This is a genomic window from Mesorhizobium sp. WSM3859 (assembly GCF_002295065.1).
Lineage (GTDB): Bacteria > Pseudomonadota > Alphaproteobacteria > Rhizobiales > Rhizobiaceae > Mesorhizobium.
In genome coordinates, this window is record NZ_NSGG01000015.1 from 113,892 (window position 1) to 133,505 (window position 19,614).

At 59.5% G+C, this 19,614-nt stretch carries 14 protein-coding genes and 4 pseudogenes; 15 read left to right on the top strand and 3 right to left on the bottom strand.

The genetic code is table 11. The annotated features are described in order from the left end of the window. Positions 1-67 precede the first annotated feature (67 nt). Positions 68-325: pseudogene (locus CK230_RS26195) on the bottom strand (IS630 family transposase); the annotation flags it as partial. Between the two features lie 441 nt (positions 326-766). Between CK230_RS26195 and CK230_RS26200 the strand changes: the two are divergent. Both CK230_RS26200 and CK230_RS26205 read left to right on the top strand, forming a co-directional pair. Then, entirely contained in the window at positions 767-1,066 is a 300-nt protein-coding gene (locus CK230_RS26200; RefSeq protein WP_095796071.1) for a hypothetical protein, read from the top strand. Continuing rightward, positions 1,063-1,191 (top strand): annotated as a pseudogene (locus CK230_RS26205) (VapC toxin family PIN domain ribonuclease); the annotation flags it as partial. The gene CK230_RS26200 and the pseudogene CK230_RS26205, both read left to right, overlap by 4 nt. Before the next feature lie 717 nt (positions 1,192-1,908). Here the strand turns inward: CK230_RS26205 and CK230_RS33715 are convergent. Next, positions 1,909-2,309 (bottom strand): annotated as a pseudogene (locus tag CK230_RS33715) (IS110 family transposase); the annotation flags it as partial. A 367-nt stretch (positions 2,310-2,676) separates the two neighbouring features. Here CK230_RS33715 and nifH point away from each other — a divergent pair. The 11 genes and pseudogenes from nifH (at position 2,677) to CK230_RS26270 (ending at position 14,520) form a co-directional block, all read left to right on the top strand. Next, positions 2,677-3,570, top strand: coding sequence for a nitrogenase iron protein (nifH, locus tag CK230_RS26220; RefSeq protein WP_095796070.1), 894 nt, complete (start codon positions 2,677-2,679; stop codon positions 3,568-3,570). 105 nt (positions 3,571-3,675) lie between these two features. Next, entirely contained in the window at positions 3,676-5,181 is a 1,506-nt protein-coding gene (gene nifD, locus CK230_RS26225; RefSeq protein ID WP_095796069.1) for a nitrogenase molybdenum-iron protein alpha chain, read from the top strand. 127 nt (positions 5,182-5,308) lie between these two features. Beyond that, a complete protein-coding gene (gene nifK / locus CK230_RS26230; protein ID WP_095796148.1) occupies positions 5,309-6,850 on the top strand; it encodes a nitrogenase molybdenum-iron protein subunit beta in 1,542 nt (513 codons plus the stop codon). Positions 6,851-6,912: 62 nt separating this feature from the next. Then, positions 6,913-8,403 (top strand): nitrogenase iron-molybdenum cofactor biosynthesis protein NifE, encoded by a 1,491-nt coding sequence (gene nifE / locus CK230_RS26235; protein ID WP_095796068.1) that lies wholly within the window; start codon positions 6,913-6,915, stop codon positions 8,401-8,403. 9 nt (positions 8,404-8,412) lie between these two features. Next, positions 8,413-9,795, top strand: coding sequence for a nitrogenase iron-molybdenum cofactor biosynthesis protein NifN (gene nifN / locus CK230_RS26240; RefSeq protein ID WP_095796067.1), 1,383 nt, complete (start codon positions 8,413-8,415; stop codon positions 9,793-9,795). Beyond that, positions 9,761-10,258, top strand: a complete 498-nt coding sequence (nifX, locus tag CK230_RS26245) for a nitrogen fixation protein NifX (RefSeq protein WP_095796066.1) — start codon at positions 9,761-9,763, stop codon at positions 10,256-10,258. Before nifN ends, nifX begins: the two co-directional genes overlap by 35 nt. A 17-nt stretch (positions 10,259-10,275) precedes the next feature. After that, positions 10,276-10,755: a NifX-associated nitrogen fixation protein gene (locus CK230_RS26250; protein WP_095796065.1), complete on the top strand. Its 480-nt coding sequence runs from the start codon at positions 10,276-10,278 to the stop codon at positions 10,753-10,755. A 24-nt stretch (positions 10,756-10,779) separates the two neighbouring features. Next, the gene (locus tag CK230_RS26255; protein WP_095796064.1) at positions 10,780-11,565 is read left to right on the top strand and encodes a response regulator transcription factor; all 786 of its coding nucleotides are present in this window, start codon (positions 10,780-10,782) and stop codon (positions 11,563-11,565) included. A 97-nt stretch (positions 11,566-11,662) separates the two neighbouring features. Continuing rightward, positions 11,663-12,505, top strand: a complete 843-nt coding sequence (locus CK230_RS26260) for a universal stress protein (protein WP_095796147.1) — start codon at positions 11,663-11,665, stop codon at positions 12,503-12,505. A 124-nt stretch (positions 12,506-12,629) separates the two neighbouring features. Further along, positions 12,630-13,286, top strand: a pseudogene (locus tag CK230_RS26265) (ATP-binding protein). Positions 13,287-13,353: 67 nt separating this feature from the next. Further along, positions 13,354-14,520, top strand: a complete 1,167-nt coding sequence (locus CK230_RS26270) for an FAD-binding oxidoreductase (protein WP_095796063.1) — start codon at positions 13,354-13,356, stop codon at positions 14,518-14,520. 564 nt (positions 14,521-15,084) lie between these two features. Here the strand turns inward: CK230_RS26270 and pyrE are convergent. Then, on the bottom strand, positions 15,085-15,681 hold the full coding sequence (pyrE, locus tag CK230_RS26280; protein ID WP_095796062.1) for an orotate phosphoribosyltransferase: 597 nt from the start codon (positions 15,679-15,681) through the stop codon (positions 15,085-15,087). A gap of 1,322 nt (positions 15,682-17,003) precedes the next feature. Here pyrE and CK230_RS26290 point away from each other — a divergent pair. Both CK230_RS26290 and CK230_RS26295 read left to right on the top strand, forming a co-directional pair. Next, a complete protein-coding gene (locus CK230_RS26290) occupies positions 17,004-18,500 on the top strand; it encodes a SidA/IucD/PvdA family monooxygenase (RefSeq protein WP_245330184.1) in 1,497 nt (498 codons plus the stop codon). A 200-nt stretch (positions 18,501-18,700) separates the two neighbouring features. Further along, positions 18,701-19,480: a phytanoyl-CoA dioxygenase family protein gene (locus tag CK230_RS26295; protein WP_095796060.1), complete on the top strand. Its 780-nt coding sequence runs from the start codon at positions 18,701-18,703 to the stop codon at positions 19,478-19,480. The last annotated feature ends 134 nt before the right edge of the window (positions 19,481-19,614 follow it).

Consider the following 19,614-nt stretch of genomic DNA (forward strand, 5'->3'; position numbering starts at 1 on the left):
CCAGTTTCTATCCAGTTTTGAGTTCGTTTCAGGCGTGGATTGTGCCCTGCTGGGCGTGGTGAAGCGCCTTCAGACCATGCAGCGTCAGATGCGGTGTTTCACGCAGACGGCCCTCGATGAAAGCACGGTGCGGCTCCAGCACCCTCTTGCGATGTCCGCCCATCTTGCCAGGCGCAACCGAGCCAGTCGCCCGATGACGCTGCAACAACTTCACCGCCGCTGAAACCGAAATGCCGAACCGCTTGGCGGCTGACCGGCGGCTCTCACCACTCAAAACCGCCGCCACAACCCCGTCGCGAAGATCGTCTGAAAGAGGTCGCGTCATCAGATGCTAGCCTCCATTCCAGCCAGCATCTTGAATCACAAATCCGACAAATCGGGATCCCCTCCGATTCCGTCAAATCTTGAACCGCTCTAGAACATCCAAAGATGCCTGGTCGGGCAATCATAACCGCTCGAATATTGCTCTGTCAGCGGAAAAAAGCCGACGCTGAGGCTGTCAGAAGTTACGCTATTGATTTCAAGGGGAAATTGCCAGAAAGATATTTTTGAGGTTTTGCCCAACTATTGGCGCCAGATCGGATGATCTTTACACCTCGCGTCGGCCGGCGGCCTGCTCGACGCTGGTCAAAAAGTACCGTCCTGCAATATATATCACGTGTCCCAGACTGATGCCATCCAACCAAAAGGGAGCACCGCCCGGACTCCCTGCACCTTGATCAAACCAACCATTCTGGTTATTACTGGAAATAAGTCGGAGGCAACTATGGGCAGCTCGCAAAAACGCGCCATTCAAAACTATCGATCTCGCCTCAGCGAGCGCGGCTTGGCGCGCTTTGAAGTGCTTGGCCGCGATGCCGATCGCGACCTCATTCGATCTTTGGCCCGCCGCCCGGCCGAAGATGGACCGGATGCCTCTAGCCTGCGCGCTGCCGTCAGCCAGACCATCGCCGGCGAGCCACCCAAGCTTGGCGGGATCCTCGTCGCATTGCATCGTTCGCCGCTGGTGGGTGCTGACCTCGATCTTTCTCGCCCCCATGAAGAGGGACGGAAGATCGACCTGTGACACGCGACCTCCTCGATACCAACATCATCAGCAATGTCGTCAAATGGCAGCCGTCGGAATCGCTCCTGGCATGGTTGTCGAGACAGCGTGACGAGGATCTGTTCATCACCTCGCTGACGATTGCGGGAAGACCGCCTTGAGGCCATGGGCATCGCAAAATATGCCGGAGACGGGAAAGCGCACCTTGTGGAATGGCCTGGTGCGAGGCGCTGGCCATTCCGTGCGGATGGAAGAAACCGCGGAGAATCTTTGTAAATTCGATGAGCGACCTGTTTCGAAGGTGTCAGCGACGAGTTCATCCTCAAAATCTGGAAGGTCATGCGAGAGACCCGGCGCACTGACAGAATTGCGCGGGCGATTTGGTGCTGGGAGTGAGTTCGGGCATTGAGCTCGGCACTAAGGGACTACAGTCCGAGGATTTTTTATCAAAGAATCAAAGGGAAGCCAATCGTCAGCCGCATTGAGCCCCTGCGCATCTCAGTCCATCGATTCGAACGAAGCATCGACGTCGCAAAAACACGCTCGCGGATTTGCTGAATCCCCGCTCTTTCAGTGCGTATTCGAAATGCTCGGCAACGACTAAATGAAGAATGTTGTGTGCCGGCCGACCGCAATCGCATTGTTCCGGGTGATCCGATGCCGGCGGCACTCCCCATCGACCCGAAAATAGCAGCCTTTAGTGAGACCAAATCCAGCGGGGCGAGCTCCCAGATGAGCTACAGACAAGGTCTTCTCGAACTCGGCGATCTTCTCGCTATAGATGGCGATCTGCAGTAGAGACGACCAACGCGGACGATCGGCTGGGTGAGGCTTTCCTCGTCTTCGATTACACCCGCAAGGCGCTTCAAGTGGGCCGGGCCGCGTGGGGCGACGACCCGGTGCTCGGCGAGGTGGCCGCGCAGGCTGCGTGCGCTGGCGCACCAAGAGGTCGCGCGTGCGGAATGTCATCGACCGCGCCTGTTGGTCCTCGGTTCTGACAGCCACGAAGCGCATTGTCGGCCTGGAGGCCGCTTCCGTGATCGCCTCCGCGTCAGCCAAGTTCTTCTGCCGCTTTACAAAGGGTTTCACCTAGACAGGCGGCAGGAGCCGGACGGCATGCCCGAGCAGGGGCTGTCCGGCGAGAAACGGCAGCAACTGCGCGCGACAGCTTCTTGCGAAAGACAACCTTCACGTCACTCATGGCGCCGTGAACCTGGAAGACACGCTTTGCGAGATCGATTCCAATGATGGTAACTTGTTCCATGGATGCCCTCTCTGTCTTGGTCGATTCTGGCAATCACCAAACCGGCACATCGCCATGGCGTCCGGAGGGGCATCTACTCCATCAGATTTTGCAACTAGCTTCTTTCCGGGCTCCGGCCGACGTCTCACTCAACGCCATCCGACATCCCCTGTCGCCTTTGTCAGGTCCGCCACACAAGTTTATTTAGCCCATTTAATATTTTTGCCAAATGTTAAATAGCTGAAAAGCAATCATAAAATTTCTTCTTCGATCCAACCGGCCAAATTGGCACGAGTTTTGAGACGATCAGTGCGAGGCGCCGGGTTCTGCCGACCGGACTTCAAGTCGCGGATAGCCGCTATGGATCGAAAGAAGGAAGGAAAGCAACATGTCAGGTCTGCGTCAGATCGCATTCTACGGAAAGGGAGGCATCGGCAAGTCCACCACCTCTCAAAATACTCTCGCCGCTCTGGTCGACCTCGGACAGAAGATCCTCATCGTCGGCTGCGACCCCAAAGCCGACTCTACCCGCCTGATCCTGAACGCAAAGGCGCAGGATACGGTTCTGCATCTCGCCGCCGAGGAAGGTTCTGTGGAGGACCTCGAACTCGAGGACGTGCTCAAGATCGGCTACAAAGACATCAAGTGCGTGGAGTCCGGCGGCCCCGAGCCGGGTGTCGGCTGCGCCGGCCGCGGCGTCATCACCTCGATCAACTTCCTTGAGGAGAACGGCGCCTATGACAATGTCGACTATGTCTCCTACGACGTGCTGGGCGACGTGGTGTGCGGCGGCTTCGCGATGCCGATCCGCGAAAACAAGGCCCAAGAAATCTACATCGTCATGTCCGGCGAGATGATGGCGCTCTATGCCGCCAACAACATCGCGAAAGGTATCCTGAAATACGCCCATTCGGGCGGCGTGCGGCTCGGCGGGCTGATCTGCAACGAGCGCCAGACTGACCGCGAGCTCGACCTCTCCGAGGCGCTGGCCGCCAGGCTCAATTCCAAGCTCATCCACTTCGTGCCGCGCGACAACATCGTCCAGCACGCCGAACTGAGGAAGATGACCGTTATCCAATATGCGCCAGACTCCAAACAGGCAGGGGAGTACCGCGCGTTGGCCCAGAAGATCCATCTCAATTCGGGTCAGGGCACCATCCCGACCCCAATCACCATGGAAGAGCTCGAGGACATGCTGCTCGACTTCGGCATCATGAAGAGCGACGAGCAGATGCTTGCGGAGCTTCAGGCCAAGGAAGCGAAATTGGCCGTCGCTCAGTAACCGCCCCTACCGACAGGGGGGCGCCGACCGTGATCTGGCGCCCCTTTCTACGAAACAAGGCCTCGTTGGCGAGGCGTTACCCGAACCTTGAAAGGGGCAGGTCCCATGGGCCTCGACTATGAGAATGACGGCGCTTTGCATGCGAAGCTTATCGAAGACGTGCTGTCCCAATATCCAGACAAGGCGGCGAAGCGTCGCAAGAAGCACCTCAGTGTCGCAACGAGCAAGGACGAGGCCACAGCGGAGGACAAGGGCCTTTCCGAATGCGACGTCAAATCGAACATCAAATCCATTCCGGGCGTGATGACCATCCGCGGCTGCGCCTATGCCGGCTCCAAGGGCGTGGTGTGGGGTCCGGTCAAGGATATGGTCCACATCTCGCACGGGCCGGTCGGCTGTGGTCAATATTCCTGGTCGCAACGCCGCAACTATTACGTCGGCACGACGGGCATCGACACGTTCGTGACAATGCAGTTCACCTCCGACTTCCAGGAAAAGGACATCGTTTTCGGCGGCGACAAGAAGCTGGAAAAGATCATCGACGAAATCGAGGACCTGTTTCCGCTCAATGGCGGCATCTCGGTACAGTCCGAATGCCCGATTGGCCTGATCGGGGACGATATCGAGGCAGTGTCGCGCAAGAAGGCCAAGGAGCACGAAAAGACGATTGTACCGGTGCGCTGCGAAGGTTTCCGCGGCGTTTCACAATCGCTCGGTCACCACATTGCAAATGATGCGATCCGCGATTGGGTCTTCGATAAGGAAGATGTCAAGTTCGAGTCCGGCCCATATGACGTCAACGTCGTCGGCGACTACAACATTGGCGGCGATGCCTGGGCGTCGCGAATCCTGCTCGAGGAGATTGGGCTTCGGGTGGTCGGCAACTGGTCGGGCGACGCCACGCTCGCCGAGATAGAGCGCGCGCCCAAGGCCAAACTCAATTTGATCCACTGCTACCGGTCGATGAACTACATCTGCCGGCACATGGAGGAAAAGTACGGCATCGCCTGGATGGAATACAATTTCTTCGGCCCCTCCCAGATCGAAGGCTCCCTGCGCAACATCGCCAAGCATTTCGGCCCGCAAATCGAGGAGAAGACCGAAAAGGTCATCGCCAAGTACCGGCCCTTGGTCGATGCTGTCACCGCCAAGTACCGACCGCGACTCGAAGGCAGCACGGTGATGCTCTATGTCGGCGGCCTGCGCCCCCGTCACGTCATCACTGCCTACGAGGACCTCGGCATGGTGATCGTTGGCACCGGCTACGAATTCGCCCACAACGACGACTATCAGCGCACCGGCCATTACGTGAAGAATGGCACGCTCGTCTATGACGACGTCACCGGGTACGAGCTGGAGAAGTTCATCGAAGGCATCCGACCTAATCTCGTTGGTTCCGGTATCAAGGAGAAGTACCCGGTGCAGAAGATGGGCATCCCGTTCCGCCAAATGCACTCCTGGGACTATTCCGGCCCGTATCACGGCTATGACGGCTTCGCCATTTTCGCCCGCGACATGGATTTGGCCATCAACAACCCGGTCTGGGGTCTCTACCGCGCGCCGTGGAAGAAGATAAAGGACGCGCCGCCGACGGCGGTCGCCGCCGAATGAGGAGTTGGCCTCCCTGCCAGGCAGGGAGGCCGCAAATACTTTGGGCACTCGATCCACGCGGAGGCCCTTAACGTCTTGATGTCCCTGTGCTGCCGCTTGGCGCGGCCAGATGGAAAAGGTGACCACCATGCCGCAATCGGCCGAAAAAGTTCTCGACCATGCTCCCCTGTTCCGCGAGCCGGAATACAGACAAATGCTTGCCGAGAAGAAACTGAATTTTGAATGCCCGCACCCTGATCAGATCGTCACCGACCAACGCGAACTGACCAAGACTTGGGAATACCGCGAAAAGAACCTCGCTCGCGAGGCGCTTGTCATAAATCCCGCCAAGGCATGCCAGCCGCTCGGCGCAGTGTTCGCGGCCGCGGGCTTCGAGCGGACCATGTCTTTCGTCCATGGTAGCCAGGGCTGCGTTGCTTACTACCGCTCGCATCTGTCGCGACATTTCAAGGAGCCTTCGTCAGCGGTTTCCTCCTCGATGACCGAGGACGCGGCAGTGTTTGGCGGCCTGAAGAACATGGTCGACGGGCTCGCCAATACCTACAAGCTCTACGACCCCAAGATGATTGCCGTCTCGACCACCTGCATGGCTGAAGTCATTGGCGACGACCTGCGCAGCTTCATCGAGAACGCCAAGAACGAAGGCTCTGTCCCGGGCGACTTCGACGTGCCTTTCGCTCATACGCCGGCCTTCGTCGGCAGCCATGTCGATGGCTATGACGGCATGGTGAAGGGCGTGCTGGAGCATTTCTGGAAGGGCAGCGAGCGCTCGCAAGTCACTGGCACCATCAACATCATTCCAGGCTTCGACGGATTCTGCGTCGGAAACAACCGGGAACTCAAGCGCCTTCTCGACCTGATGGGTGTCACCTATACCTTCATTCAGGACGCTTCCGACCAGTTCGACACGCCGTCGGACGGCGAATACCGCATGTATGACGGAGGCACAAAAATCGCAGACGTGAAAGGGGCACTCAACGCGGAGGCGACACTGTCGCTGCAGCGTTACAACACCCGCAAGACGCTGGAACATTGCGACGAGGTCGGGCAGGCGACGGCGTCCTTCCATTATCCGCTAGGTGTCCAGGCGACTGACGAATTCCTGATGAAGGTCTCGGCGATTTCCGGCAAGGAGATCCCCGAGACAATCCGGATGGAGCGCGGCCGACTGGTTGACGCCATGGCCGACAGCCAGTCATGGCTGCACGGTAAGAAGTACGCAATCTATGGGGATCCGGACTTCGTCTACGCCATGGCCCGCTTCGTCATGGAGACCGGCGGCGAGCCGACACATTGCCTCGCGACCAACGGCACCTCGGCCTGGGAGGCCGAGATGAAGGAATTGCTTGCATCCTCGCCTTTCGGCCAGGATGCGCAGGTCTGGGCGGGCAAGGATCTCTGGGCAATGCGCTCGCTGCTCTTTACAGAGCCGGTCGACCTGCTGATCGGCAATTCCTATGGCAAGTATCTGGAGCGGGATACCGGCACGCCGTTGATCCGGCTGACGTTTCCAATCTTCGACCGACACCATCACCATCGCTTTGCGCTGATGGGCTACCAGGGCGGTTTACGCGTGCTGACGACGATCCTCGACAAGATATTCGACAAGCTCGATCGCGAGTCGAGCGAGACTGGCGTGACGGATTATTCCTATGACCTCACCCGCTAAGAGCCGGTGCCGGCTTTTCGCCGAGGCCCCCCATCGCCCAATGGACTTCGGAGACTGACGCCATGACCTCGCTCAGTGCCAAGATCCAGGACGTTTTCGACGAGCCCGCCTGCGATAACAACCGCGGCAAGGATGCCAAGGCGCGCAAGGAGGGCTGCTCGAAGCCGCTGACCCCCGGGGCGGCGGCCGGCGGCTGCGCCTTTGACGGGGCCAAGATCGTCCTGCAGCCGATCACCGACGTTGCGCACCTGGTCCATGCACCGATCGCCTGCGAGGGTAATTCCTGGGACAATAGAGGCGCAGCTTCGTCCGGGCCAACCCTGTGGCGGACAAGCTTCACGACCGACCTTACCGAACTCGACGTCGTTATGGGGCAGGGCGAGCGGAAGCTCTTCAAGGCGATCCGCGAGATCAAGGAAACATATGCGCCGGCGGCAGTCTTCGTCTATTCGACCTGCGTGACGGCGCTCATCGGCGACGACATTGATGCCGTGTGCAAACGCGCGGCCGAAAAATTCGGCTTGGCCGTGGTGCCGATCAATGCGCCGGGCTTGGCCGGCTCCAAGAACCTCGGCAACAAACTCGCCGCCGAAGCGCTGCTCGATCATGTCATCGGCACAGTGGAACCAGACGATGCCGGGCCCTACGACATCAACATCCTTGGCGAATTCAACCTCTCCGGCGAATTTTGGCTGGTGAAGCCGCTCCTTGAGCGGATCGGCATCCGGGTGCGCGCCTGCATTCCGGGCGATGCGCGGTACATCGACATTGCATCCGCGCACCGCGCCCGTGCGACTATGATGGTGTGCTCAAGCGCACTCATCAATCTGGCCCGCAAGATGGAGGAGCGCTGGGACATCCCGTTTTTCGAGGGCTCCTTCTACGGCATAACCGATACGTCGGAAGCGCTTCGCAACCTTGCTGAGCTGCTGGTGAGGAAGGGCGCCGATGCGGAGATCCTCGATCGCACAGACACGCTGATTGCTGAGCAGGAGGCGATTGCGTGGAAGAAGCTCGAGGCCTACCGCCGGCGGCTGCAAGGCAAGCGCGTGCTGCTCAACACAGGCGGTGTGAAGTCCTGGTCAGTCGTCCACGCGCTGATGGAGATCGGCATGGAGATCGTCGGCACCTCGGTCAAGAAATCCACCGTCGAAGACAAGGAGCGGATCAAACGGATCCTCAAGGACGAAAACCACATGTTCGAGCAGATGGCAGCGCGCGATCTTTACGCCATGCTCTCAAAACACAAGGCCGACATCATGCTGTCGGGCGGACGCACGCAATTCATCGCGCTGAAAGCCAAGACACCCTGGCTCGATATCAACCAGGAGCGCCAACATCCTTATGCCGGCTATGACGGCATGGTGGAACTTGTACGGCAGATCGACCTCGCCATTCACAACCCGATCTGGGGCCAGGTGCGGGAGCCGGCGCCGTGGGATTGCCAGCCTGCCGGGGAGGACGATCTGGCGAGCACGAAGAACGGGACCGCGACTGTGAACGCTTTCAATGAATTCGTCGGCGCGACGGCTCATCGCTTAGGCGAGCGTTGAGGAAATCCGATGGTCCGCATCCTTCGCAATACCAAATCAGCGGCGGTCAACCCACTGAAGTCGTCACAGCCGCTGGGTGCCGCCTTCGCTTTTCTTGGAGTCGACGGTGCAATGCCCCTGTTCCATGGCAGCCAAGGCTGCACCAGCTTCGCGCTCGTGCTCTTCGTGCGGCATTTCAAGGAAGCGATCCCCTTGCAGACAACGGCGATGGACGAGGTGGCCACCATACTCGGCGGAGCGGACCATCTGGAAGAGGCGATCCTCAACCTCAAAATTCGCACTAAGCCAAAGCTGATAGGAGTGTGCACGACCGCGCTGGTCGAGGCCCGTGGCGAAGATTGCGCGAGTGATATCGCCAACGTCAAGCTGAAGCACGCGGAAGAGCTCGCAGGTACGGAGGTCGTGCTGGCCAACACGCCTGATTTTGACGGCGCGATCGAAGAAGGCTGGGCCAAGGCTGTCGCGGCGATGATCGAAGGGATTACACGGTCGGGCGCACGGACCAGGCAACCGAAGAAGATCGCAATCCTGCCCGGATGCAACCTCACTGTCGCTGACGTCGAGCACTTGCGTGACATGGTTGAAAGTTTTGGCCTCAAGCCGATCATCCTGCCGGACGTCTCCGGCTCGCTCGACGGTACGGTCCCTGACCGCTGGGTAACGACTACCTATGGCGGCACCAGCGTCGAAGAAATCCGCGAGCTTGGCACAGCCGCGCAATGCATCGTCATCGGCGAGCACATGCGCCACCCGGCGAAAATGCTGCACGGGTTGACCGGCGTGCCTTACGTGGTGTTGCAGTCGCTGACCGGATTGAAGGCTGTCGACCGGTTCGTCTCGGTGCTGTCGGCGGTTTCAGGCGCGGCGGTGCCGGCCCGGGTGCGCCGTCGCCGGGCGCAATTGGAGGATGCGTTGCTCGACGGACATTTTCATTTCGGAGGCAAGAAAATTGCGATCGCTGCCGAACCAGACCAACTCTATCAGCTCGCAACCTTCTTCGCCGGCATGGGCTCCAAAATCGCGGCGGCGGTCACGACGACCGATATGTCGAAGATTCTGGAAAAAGTACCGGCGGAGTGGGTTCAGATCGGCGATCTCGGCGATTTGGAAGCTCTTGCCGCGGGCGCGGATCTTCTCGTTACTCACTCCCACGGTCGCCAGGCTTCGCAACGCCTTGGCATTCCGCTCATGCGCGTCGGCTTCCCGATCTTCGACCGGCTCGGCAGCCAGCACAAGCTCACAATCCTCTATGAGGGGACCCGCGACCTGATCTTCGAGGTTGCCAACATCTTCCAGGCCAATCAGCACGCGCCGACGCCTGAGGCGCTTGATCCATTCCGGAAACGAGAAATGCCAGATGAGCTCCGTTCGTCGCCTCTCACTCGTCACTGACGAGGTTCGCGCACCGATGCCTGAACGACGAGCAGGCGCATTGCGCGTAGCAATCGCCACGCATGACATGAAGGATCTCAATGCCCATTTCGGGTCGGCCAGGCGCTTTGCTGTCTACGACGTGACGCGCAAGGAGTGGCATCTCGTGGAAGCCGTGGCCTTCGATGACGTTTCCGATGAGAGCGGGATGCGTCGGACCGAGGGCGATGACCGCATCACGCCGAAGGTGGAGGCGCTGAAGGGCTGCCATCTGCTGTTTTGTCTGGCCATCGGCGGCCCTTCGGCAGCCAAAGTTGTTTCTGCCAAAATCCATCCGATCAAGGTGCCGCAGCCACAAACGATCCAAGAGGTGCTGTTGCGCACGCAGATGATGCTGAGGACATGTCCTCCGCCCTGGCTGCGCAAGGTGCTGGCCGACGCTGGTGTCGCCGAAAAGAAACCCTCCTTCGAGGACGAGGACTGAAACGAGGAAAGAGCAAAATGTTTGAAGTCGCGATCAGCCCTGCTGTCAACGATGACGAGGCGGCCCTTGCCAGCCCGTTCGTCAAATGCCTCGTGCGGCTGATCCGTGCTCAAGATTCCCACGGGTCCTGGGACGGCAAAGCGGACGCCGAGTTGCTGGCCGACTTCATCATCAGCAAGGAACTGCGCCGTGCGATTCCAATCATCGGCGATCCCGATCCGGACGTGCTGTGGAGACTCGACAAGTTTTACACTGCCGTCGCCCTTGCGATCGAGGAGCGCTCCGGCCTGATGGCATCGCCGATGATCGAAATGAGCCATGAGGGCTTCGGGCGCGTGCTTTTCACCGCCGGGCGGCTGGTCGTTCTGTCCAAGACCCTACGCGACGTCCACCGTTTCGGCTTCGAGGCGTTCTGCAAACTCGCCGCGGCCGGTACGAAACTGGTCGGCGATGCCATGGCAGCCATCGAGGCCTATCCCGAGGTGGCTCGCGCATGAAACCGATTTTCGAGCAAGAGGATCATGTCAGGCCTTGAGGAGCCGCGATGGCCAGCCCACGCGGCCAACGCGGTCGAGGCCAATTTGGTTCTCGGGGTAGCCCTGATGAAGCCACGCGTCCTGATCTGTTCGCAAGATGCGGAATTCTATCTGTTCCTCAGCCATATACTGGAGGTGGACGGCTTCGCCAGTGAGCCGGCAGGCGGCGCCAAGGAGGCGCTTGCAAAGGCCGACGAACGGGAATTCCAGGCCGTCGTGCTGGACTGCGGTCCAACAAGCCTTACCGGATCCGCAATCTGCGCCCGGCTCAAGCGGGAGCCCCGGACCGGGGGCGTGCCAATCATTGCCCTGATCGCGCCCGGCGCAGAGAACCAGCACCTGGATCTATTGAAGGCAGGCATCGACGAGAACTTTGTGCGGCCGATCGCGCCGGCCAAGTTGCTCGACTGTTTGCGGTCGAAGCTGGGGCTGGCGAAGCCGGGTTCAAACGGGGTTGAAAACGGCAGCTGGCTCTCTTTTGGCAACGTTAAGATGAATCTCGATGCCCGCCGGGTTTGCGGCAATGGCCATGACATTCATCTCGGACCGATCGAGTTCAACTTGCTGCGGCATTTGCTCGAGACTCCCGGCAAGGTCTTCAGCCGGGACGAGATGATCGGCGCGGCCTGGCCGGCCAATATCCATGTCGGTGAACGCACAGTCGATGTCCACATCAGTCGGCTCAGAAGGGCGCTGGAGACGGCCTCGACCGATATCGTCATCCGTACAGTGAGGTCGTCCGGCTACTCGCTCGAGAAGCTGGACGGCTGAATCAAGTCCGGGTGTGGTGCCACTCCCTTTTCCTCGCGCTGTGAGCCGGTCTTGCGGCCTGAAACGCCGTCAACGAATACTCAGGAAGAAGCAGGAAATGGCCTATAGAACCGTACTCTGTTTCACCGGCGCTGACCATTCCGATCAGGACGTCAGAACTGCTGCCGGCTTGTGTGCGGAAATCGGCGCTCATCTTTCCGTACTGATTATATCCCCTGCGACGCTCTTTATGTGGCATCGGATCGGAGATGGTGTCCTCGAGTGGCCGGTAGGAATCGATCGATTTGCACAGGACGCGGTCAGGCTGGAAAAGCGCTCCAGCGATATCCAGAAACTGCTGGAATCTATGTCGCTTACCTATGACGTTGACCCCGTCTATTGCGATCCGGCCAGCCTCGGTGAAGTGGCACGACAGCGGGCGCTCTGCGCCGACCTCACGATCATCGGACCAGGGCTCCTCAACGACGAGAATCTCGGACCTCCTGTGGTCAACGGCTGCTTGTTCGATACGGGAAAACCGGCGCTCGTTGTGCCGAAGGGTGCTGAGGCGACGCTGTGGCCACGCCGTGTCCTGGTCGGTTGGGATACGCGAGTCGAGGCCTCCCGTGCGATTCGCGAAGCGCTGGGTCTGCTATGCGTTGCTGAGGAAGTTCGTGTCGCCCTGGTCGATCCAAAGGCCAACTACAATGGGAACGGGGCGAAGCCCGGAGCCGACATCGCTGCCTATCTCACCCGGCACGGTGCTCGGGTGTCGGTTGATCTACTGCCAAGTGCCGGCAAATCGGCGGCCACGGTGCTTGCGCAGCACGCAATCGACATTTCTGCCGACATGATAGTCATGGGCGCCTATGGCAGCCGTCGGCTGCGTGAGCGGCTCTTTGGCGGTGTGACCAGATGGATCTTTGACAAGCCGACATTGCCGCTGTTTTTGGCCCGATGACGGTTCCGAAGCCGCACCGATGCCGTTCGAAGCTTCACTGTGCCTGTGACATTCGCAATGCCCCAATGCGGGTCGCTGAGAACACCCCGCTGAGTTGGAAAACACTCCCAGAGGAGCAAGATAAGTGGAGCTCTTTTGCATTGGTATCGGTGCTGGCCCATCCAATTTAAGCCTTGCGTGTCAGATACACGAAGAGATTGCGCAAGGGGCACTGTTCCTGGATCGGCAGGTCGATTTCCGCTGGCACCCAAACAGCGCAATGGATGAGGCCAAGCGGCGGCGGTTTTCGAACAATATCGTCACCGACGCGGGGCGGCTTAATCTGCTGGAGAGCCGCCTGCTCGACCTGGCGCGCCGAAAATCTCGCGCCAGTGACGAAAGCACGTCGATTGGTGCCGGGCTGGCACTGCTGCAGACCCAGGACAGGCCGGCACTTCGCGTCGAGGCCGGCGGAGAGACCGGCCTGCGCATATCGGCCGAGAATGCGGCGATGTGCTCGCCAATCTCATCGACAATTCGGCGAGGCATGGCGCCACGCTGGTTTCAATCACAGCGGCGACGGGGACGGCAAGGCCATTGTCCTGGTGAGCGACGAGGGCGGCGGTATTTCGCCCAGCAACCGGAACCGCATTTTCGAGCCATTCTTCACCACACGCCGCGATTTCGGCGGCACCGGCATGCCTGCCTCGGCTTCGTGCTGGCCCTCCTGAGAGCGCATGATGGCATGAACCGCCTAGTTGAGCGCGCTATGCGCTTCGAGATCATCCTGCCGGTTGTTTGAATTGGAGCACGAACTTTTCCGAAAACCGGCTTTCGGGATCATGCTCTAGAACTGAAGAAGCGAAAAAATGCTCTACGACATCGCCATCATCGGAGGAGCCATCGTCGGCTCCTCGATCGCTTACTATCTGCGCGAGGAAGGGTTTTCCGGCTCGGTCGCGCTGGTCGAGCGCGACCCGCAATTTGCTCATGCGGCAACGACGCTGTCGTGCGCTTCGATCCGCCAGCAGTTTTCGATTCCCGAAAACATCCGCCTGTCGCAGTTCACGCTGAAACTGTTCCGGCGGCTTACGGAAGAATTCGGGGCCGACGCCGATATCGGCTTTCGCGAAGGCGGCTATCTCATCCTTGCCGGCGACAACGGATTGCCGATCCTCAAGGCCAACCACGAGACGCAGATGGCCGCGGGCGCCGACATCGTCCTTGAGGATGCGGAGGCGCTCGTCCGCCGCTTTCCATGGCTGTCGGCCGAGGGCATCACCGCCGGCGCCTATGGCCGCACGGGCGAGGGCTGGTTCGACGCGCATGCCATGCTGATGCTGTTCCGCAGGGCGCTGCGGGAGAAGAAGATCGATTTCATCACCGCTGGAGTGACCGGCATCGAACGGCAAGGCGACAGTGTTACCGGGGTGAGCCTCGACAATGGCGAGCGGCTCGAGGCCGGCATCGTCGTCAACGCCGCCGGGCCGAATGCCGGCAAAGTTTCAGCAATGGCCGGACTGGCGCTGCCAGTGGAACCGCGCAAGCGCAATGTCTTCATCTTCGAGGCACGCGACAAATATGACGATATGCCGCTGCTGGTCGATACGACCGGCATCTACGTCAGACCGGAAGGCTCGGTCTACATCACCGGCGGCGCCGAGCCGGAAGAGGGCGACGGCCCTGCTGATCCTGCCGATTTCGAGCCCGACTGGCCGCTGTTCGAAGAGGTGATCTGGCCGGTGCTGGCCACCCGCATTCCAGCCTTCGAGGCGATCAAGCCGACGCGCGCCTGGGCCGGCCATTACGACTACAACACGCTCGACCAGAACGCGGTGATCGGCCCGCATCCTCAGGTCAGGAATTTCCTCTTCGCCAACGGTTTTTCCGGCCACGGCCTGCAGCAGGCGCCGGCGGTCGGCAAGGCGCTGGCCGAGCTGATCGTGCATGGCGTCTACCGCACGGTGGACTGCTCGGCGTTTGGGTACAGCCGCGTCGCGGAGGGGCGCGCGTTCAGGGAATTGAATGTGATCTAACACTGGCGGGACAGCACCCCCCTCTGCCCTGCAGCATAATGCTGCGGAATGGCAACGCACCATACTTGGGCACAGGGCCCCGAGCCGACGCCATCGCGCCAATCGGCGTCGTCACGTTCGAGATTCAGCACCGGCTGCTCGGCGCTTTTACGCTCGCATATGCGCCGGCATGCCGCTCGCGATCGATGACTCATTTGCCGACGAGGGCTGCTCGTTCCACGAAAAAGCGATAAGCGCGAGATTAATGGGCAACCTCGTCGGGACCGAAAAGAGCGCTAAACCGGGTTGCTAGATCAATCCAGGGTGCCGCGTCGCCTCTCTCTGAAGCTATTCGAACGACCGCCGCCAGATAGCCGGTAAAAGCCATTCAGTCTGAGGGCGCGTTGCTCTGAGAGGTAGTCAATAGCGTCAAGCCGCTGGTGAACGGCAGCGAGCATATGTTGCACCAAAAGCAGGGAGGATGGGCAAGGGCAATCGCTCTTGCTCGCGAGCCGCCTGCACTCCCTGCAAAGCGGCGGAATGTCCTCCAAGGCTAGATCGCCGGAAAGACGTTGTACGAGATTGTCAGTGGCGTTCCACAAATTCGCTCGCATGCAGTACGGAGTGCAGCGTGACGCCATGTTGGGCTAGCAGGGCCGTAGCTCCCTCGTCACGGTCCACGAGGCAAGCAGCGTCACCCACAATGCCGCCGACGCGGCGAACCTCTTCAGTCGCCTTCAATATCGACTTGCCGCTTGTGGCAACGTCGTCAACGATCAGGACCACTTTTCCCTGAAGATCCTCCTTAGGCCCAAGACCTTCAATCACATCGCTTGTGCCATGGGCCTTTGGAGCCTTGCGAACGAAGATCGTGTTTATGGGATTGTTCATCACCGAGCTGACAGCCGCCATCGATCCGATTACGGGGACCGCTCCCATTTCAAGTCCGCCGACGTACTCTGCTTTCACTTGCTTAGCTATTTTTAGGAACTCAAGAGCGGCAAGTTGCGCGCCTCGCGCCACCATCATGGTAGGCTTCATATTGAAATAGATGTCGCTCTCTATGCCCGACGAGAGCGTGTAGCGTCCGAATCGAAAAGAGCGCTCACGGACGATCTCGCGGAGTTCGTCCTTGTCGTGTTGGCCGGAATCAACTGGTCTGAATTTCGCCAGTGCCGCCATGGATCAGACCTCGCCCCTAGGGAAAATTTGGGTGCGGCATGCACCTAGTCACTACCGCTATGTGGCTTTTGCAAGTGTTCGCGGGGTGTGTCAATTAATGTCAATACCGGTGCGGCCGTACCCGCGCAGATCCATTATCGTTATTGGGTGCCTAAAGCGTGATCACGGGCCTCGCGACGGCTGGGTAGCCTTGGCTACCCTTGCCTGATCTCGGCCAGGCACGGGTTTTCTCGACGCGGGCCGTCTCTTTGAGGATTTGGGCGCTTTCATCCTCGTCCCCTCGAGTTCCGCCTCGCTCGGCTCCGTTGCGCCAGCTAACCAGGTTGCACATGAGGCGAGCGTTTCGGCCGCCATGTCGGCCCCTTGTGGTGACGATTGGGCGAGGCCGCGCTTTTCGTGCAACCTCCTCGTAAGGCGGTAAAGTTCGAGCCCGCGAGAATTTCGTTCATCAGCACCGCGGCGCAACATTTCGGCTCGCTTCGTCTGACGACCGATCAGCAGGTCCAACCTCGATTGCCCCGAAACAACGTTTGTCTTTTTGGATCAGCGCCTGGTTATCCCTGCGTTGCGGCCCAACCGTCAACACCTTCGCCGTCCCAAAATATCTCCTTCCGACCGGCCTGGGCAACCTCGACAATGCTGCGGACCGAATGCGTCTGGTTGGTCACACGAGCACTGTCCGGCTCGTGGTGCTGCAGGATGTGGCACATGGCCTCGACATAGCGGTGTGACCGCCTTTAGCTGGGTTCTGCGTCTCAAAATCCGGATCTCGTCTCAATCTTCCGCAAGACGGGAGAGACCTCCTGGGACCCCGGCTTCCGAAGGCGCCTTTTCAGATTCCGGCCGCGAGAAGGGCAAGAGCCTTTTACCGCGCCACAGTCCGTGAACCTGGGTTGCTGGCCGTCCCGAGAGAAAATTCCGATGCGGAGCTGCCCGATTAGCTAGTGGCTCATGGCAAGAGGACGGCGACGCGGCAAATCGGCCACCGGCGCAAGGTTTCCCCCTCATTGTCGGATACCCGACAGGATCACAAACCCGCTATCCGTTGCTTCCATGAAAGTTTCCTTCTGGCACGTTTGATGCGGGGGATCTTCCGCAAAACATCAGCGGATGCCCTCCTATGAGCAGCTCAATGTCGTCGCATTCGAGACCGCGCCCTCGCCGATCCCCAATTCGGTCAAAGGTCGGCGTATCATTGTGGAGGCGGGCGACCTTGCCGATTGAAACACGGAACAAGGCTCGAAAGCATTTCGCTGACCGAGACGCGATCATCGAAGCGGGCGGAGATACGTCGATCCCGTCCACGCCCACAAGTCGTGGACATGAGTGTCGATCGCATCACTTGGCCGGGATCCATGGGCTTCATGCCCGACCATACCAAAGCGGGGACAAAATCCAGCAAATCCTGCGGCACCGAAGTCGAGATGGTCCGCGTGGAGACTGAAGCCGATGGCCAGAGCCGACATTCCTCGCGAACATCGCCCAGTTGGGAAGCACCTAAAGGAGCAAGACAAGTGGAGCTCTCTTGCATTGGAGTGGGAGCTGGGCCGTCGAATTTGAGCCTTGCGTGCCAGATGCACGAGCAAATTGGGCAAGGGGCACTGTTCCTGGATCGGCAAGTCGACTTCCGCTGGCACCCAGGCAGCGCATTCGATTCCTCGGAACTCCAGGTCAGCCACTTCAAGGATTTGGTCACGCTGGTGAACCCGCGATCAGCCTACACTTTCGTGAACTACCTGCATGAGAACGGGCGTCTGTACCACTTCCTGAATGCACAGTTCGAAGCCGTGCTCCGAGCTGAGTTCGAGCAATACCTGAACTGGGCCTTCCACAGGAACCCGCTCGTCCGCGGCGGCGAGACCGTGCGCGAAATCCGCTTTGACGGCGAGTTTCGGGTGCGCACCGATAAGGCGGTTCTCGGCGCCAGAAACGTCGTGGTCGGCATTGGCAAGCAGGCGCATATTCCGCCTCAGTTTCAGGGCTGGACTGGACGCAACCTGTTCCACTCATCTGAATTGCTGCACATTCATCCTGAGGCGCACAATGGCCATGTCTGCGTGGTCGGCGGAGGACAGTCCGGAGCCGAGGTGCTGTTGCACCTTGTTGGCCTGCCAAAAGAACGGCGGCCTGTCTCGATAACCTGGGTCTCGCAGCGCGAAAACTATCTGCCCATCGACAACAGCCCGTTCACAAACGAGTTGTTCATGCCCTGCTTTTCGGATCGTTTCGCGGCAATGAGCGAGTCGCAGCGCAAGCTGTTCCTGCGGCGCTTCGTGCTTGCTTCGGATGGCATTTCGGAAAGCACGTTGCGCGCGGCCTACCAGGCGCTATACCGTCACGCGTTTCTAGAGCCAAACCGATGCGAAATCACACTGCGGCCGGGCTGCACTGTCTCGCACTGCATCAACGCCGGCGCGGGCCACAGACTCACCCTGCAGCACCGCATGGAGGTGGTCGAAGAAGTCACCGCCGACACCGTCATCCTGGCCACCGGTTACGAGAACGCGGTGCCAGGCTTCTTGGAACCGATCGCGAACCGGCTTGAAATAATCGACAACGAATTGGCTATTCGCCAAGATTTTTCGGTGTGCTGGGACGGACCGCGTGACAGCCGCATCTTCGTACAGAACGCGAGCCCAGGACAGCGTGGGCTGGCTGATCCGAATCTAAGCCTGCTGGCCTGGCGAGCGCGTCGCATCCTCGACAGCCTTCTGGGGCGCGCGCCGCGTGCCAACCCCGAGCATCCCGGCTTCATCAGCCCTACCTCCGTCGAGTGCTGGTCCGACACCATCGCAGAAGAAATGGGCAGCGGGATATGACCGGGCGACTGCGGATCACTAGCGGTGGCATCCAAGGAATGATTCCGCCTTCACTGCAGCGGAGGCTGGAGAGCGAGACGCACTTAGCGTCGCCCATAGGCCGTTGAGTACTGTTTCCGTCGACCCACAACCTGACCAGCGCCCGATTGCCCTAACCGGAATGTTCGACCAACCAGTCTTTCCAACAGGAGGCTTTTCGCATGTTGACTGATGCACAAAGAGAAAAGTGGCAGAAAGACGGATATGTCAGGATCGAAAGCTTCTTCGATCCCGCGGCTGTGGAGCGTATCTCCAGCTTTGTCGATGATATTTCAGGCTGGGGCGTCAGCGATGATAAATGGATGCTGTGGTTCGAGAAGACGACGGACAATCGAAAGATCACCTCTAAGGTCGAGAATTTTCTCGACTTCCATGATCCATTGCGTGATCTACTCCTCGCCGATCAGCGCATTAACTCTGCGGTCGAGGAGCTGCTTGACGAAGGCTCGCGCAGGCTCAAGGAGTTGCTGATTTTCCACTATCCCGACAGCGGCGGCTATCGCCCGCATCAGGACATTTATCACATTCCACACAGGCTCCCCGACCGAATGGTCCATGCGGTCGTCGCCATAGGCATTGACGACTCCGACCCGGACAACGGCGGCCTTTTCTTTAGCCCAGGCAACCACAAGAAGGGAGTATTTTCCATGGATGCCGGTGGGGTGATTGATCCTGAGGTCGCCGAGAAATTCTCCTGGGAACCCGTAGTATGGAAGGCTGGCGACATCTTCATCTTCGACGATTACGCACCGCATTACTCGCAGCCGAATAAAAGCAATCGTTCGCGGCGAACGCTCTACTTGGTGTTCCAGCGTGCTTCGACCGGCGGACCGACCCGCGCTGAATACAACGTGCTTAAGCGCGCTCTTAATCCGCCCGAGGGCAAAGTGGCCGATCTAGACAATCTCAAGCCGCCAAACGGCATTTTCTATCGCGACTGAGCGAGGCATGCACACGAAACTGATCGACCGCTAAAAAATGCGGGAGCATGGCGTTCTGATTTGTGGGCTGCTGGAGTATCGCCGCAGTCCCGTTACGACGCTTCGGCACGTCGGACGGAGGTAGTCACCGGGCC

What these genes read in the sequence shown, in the direction of transcription:
- CK230_RS26200 (WP_095796071.1), top strand. Translation starts at nt 767, where the DNA reads ATGGGCAGCTCGCAAAAACGCGCCATTCAAAACTATCGATCTCGCCTC.
- nifH (WP_095796070.1), top strand. Translation starts at nt 2,677, where the DNA reads ATGTCAGGTCTGCGTCAGATCGCATTCTACGGAAAGGGAGGCATCGGC.
- nifD (WP_095796069.1), top strand. Translation starts at nt 3,676, where the DNA reads ATGGGCCTCGACTATGAGAATGACGGCGCTTTGCATGCGAAGCTTATC.
- nifK (WP_095796148.1), top strand. Translation starts at nt 5,309, where the DNA reads ATGCCGCAATCGGCCGAAAAAGTTCTCGACCATGCTCCCCTGTTCCGC.
- nifE (WP_095796068.1), top strand. Translation starts at nt 6,913, where the DNA reads ATGACCTCGCTCAGTGCCAAGATCCAGGACGTTTTCGACGAGCCCGCC.
- nifN (WP_095796067.1), top strand. Translation starts at nt 8,413, where the DNA reads ATGGTCCGCATCCTTCGCAATACCAAATCAGCGGCGGTCAACCCACTG.
- nifX (WP_095796066.1), top strand. Translation starts at nt 9,761, where the DNA reads ATGAGCTCCGTTCGTCGCCTCTCACTCGTCACTGACGAGGTTCGCGCA.
- CK230_RS26250 (WP_095796065.1), top strand. Translation starts at nt 10,276, where the DNA reads ATGTTTGAAGTCGCGATCAGCCCTGCTGTCAACGATGACGAGGCGGCC.
- CK230_RS26255 (WP_095796064.1), top strand. Translation starts at nt 10,780, where the DNA reads ATGTCAGGCCTTGAGGAGCCGCGATGGCCAGCCCACGCGGCCAACGCG.
- CK230_RS26260 (WP_095796147.1), top strand. Translation starts at nt 11,663, where the DNA reads ATGGCCTATAGAACCGTACTCTGTTTCACCGGCGCTGACCATTCCGAT.
- CK230_RS26270 (WP_095796063.1), top strand. Translation starts at nt 13,354, where the DNA reads ATGCTCTACGACATCGCCATCATCGGAGGAGCCATCGTCGGCTCCTCG.
- pyrE (WP_095796062.1), bottom strand. Translation starts at nt 15,681, where the DNA reads ATGGCGGCACTGGCGAAATTCAGACCAGTTGATTCCGGCCAACACGAC.
- CK230_RS26290 (WP_245330184.1), top strand. Translation starts at nt 17,004, where the DNA reads ATGAGTGTCGATCGCATCACTTGGCCGGGATCCATGGGCTTCATGCCC.
- CK230_RS26295 (WP_095796060.1), top strand. Translation starts at nt 18,701, where the DNA reads ATGTTGACTGATGCACAAAGAGAAAAGTGGCAGAAAGACGGATATGTC.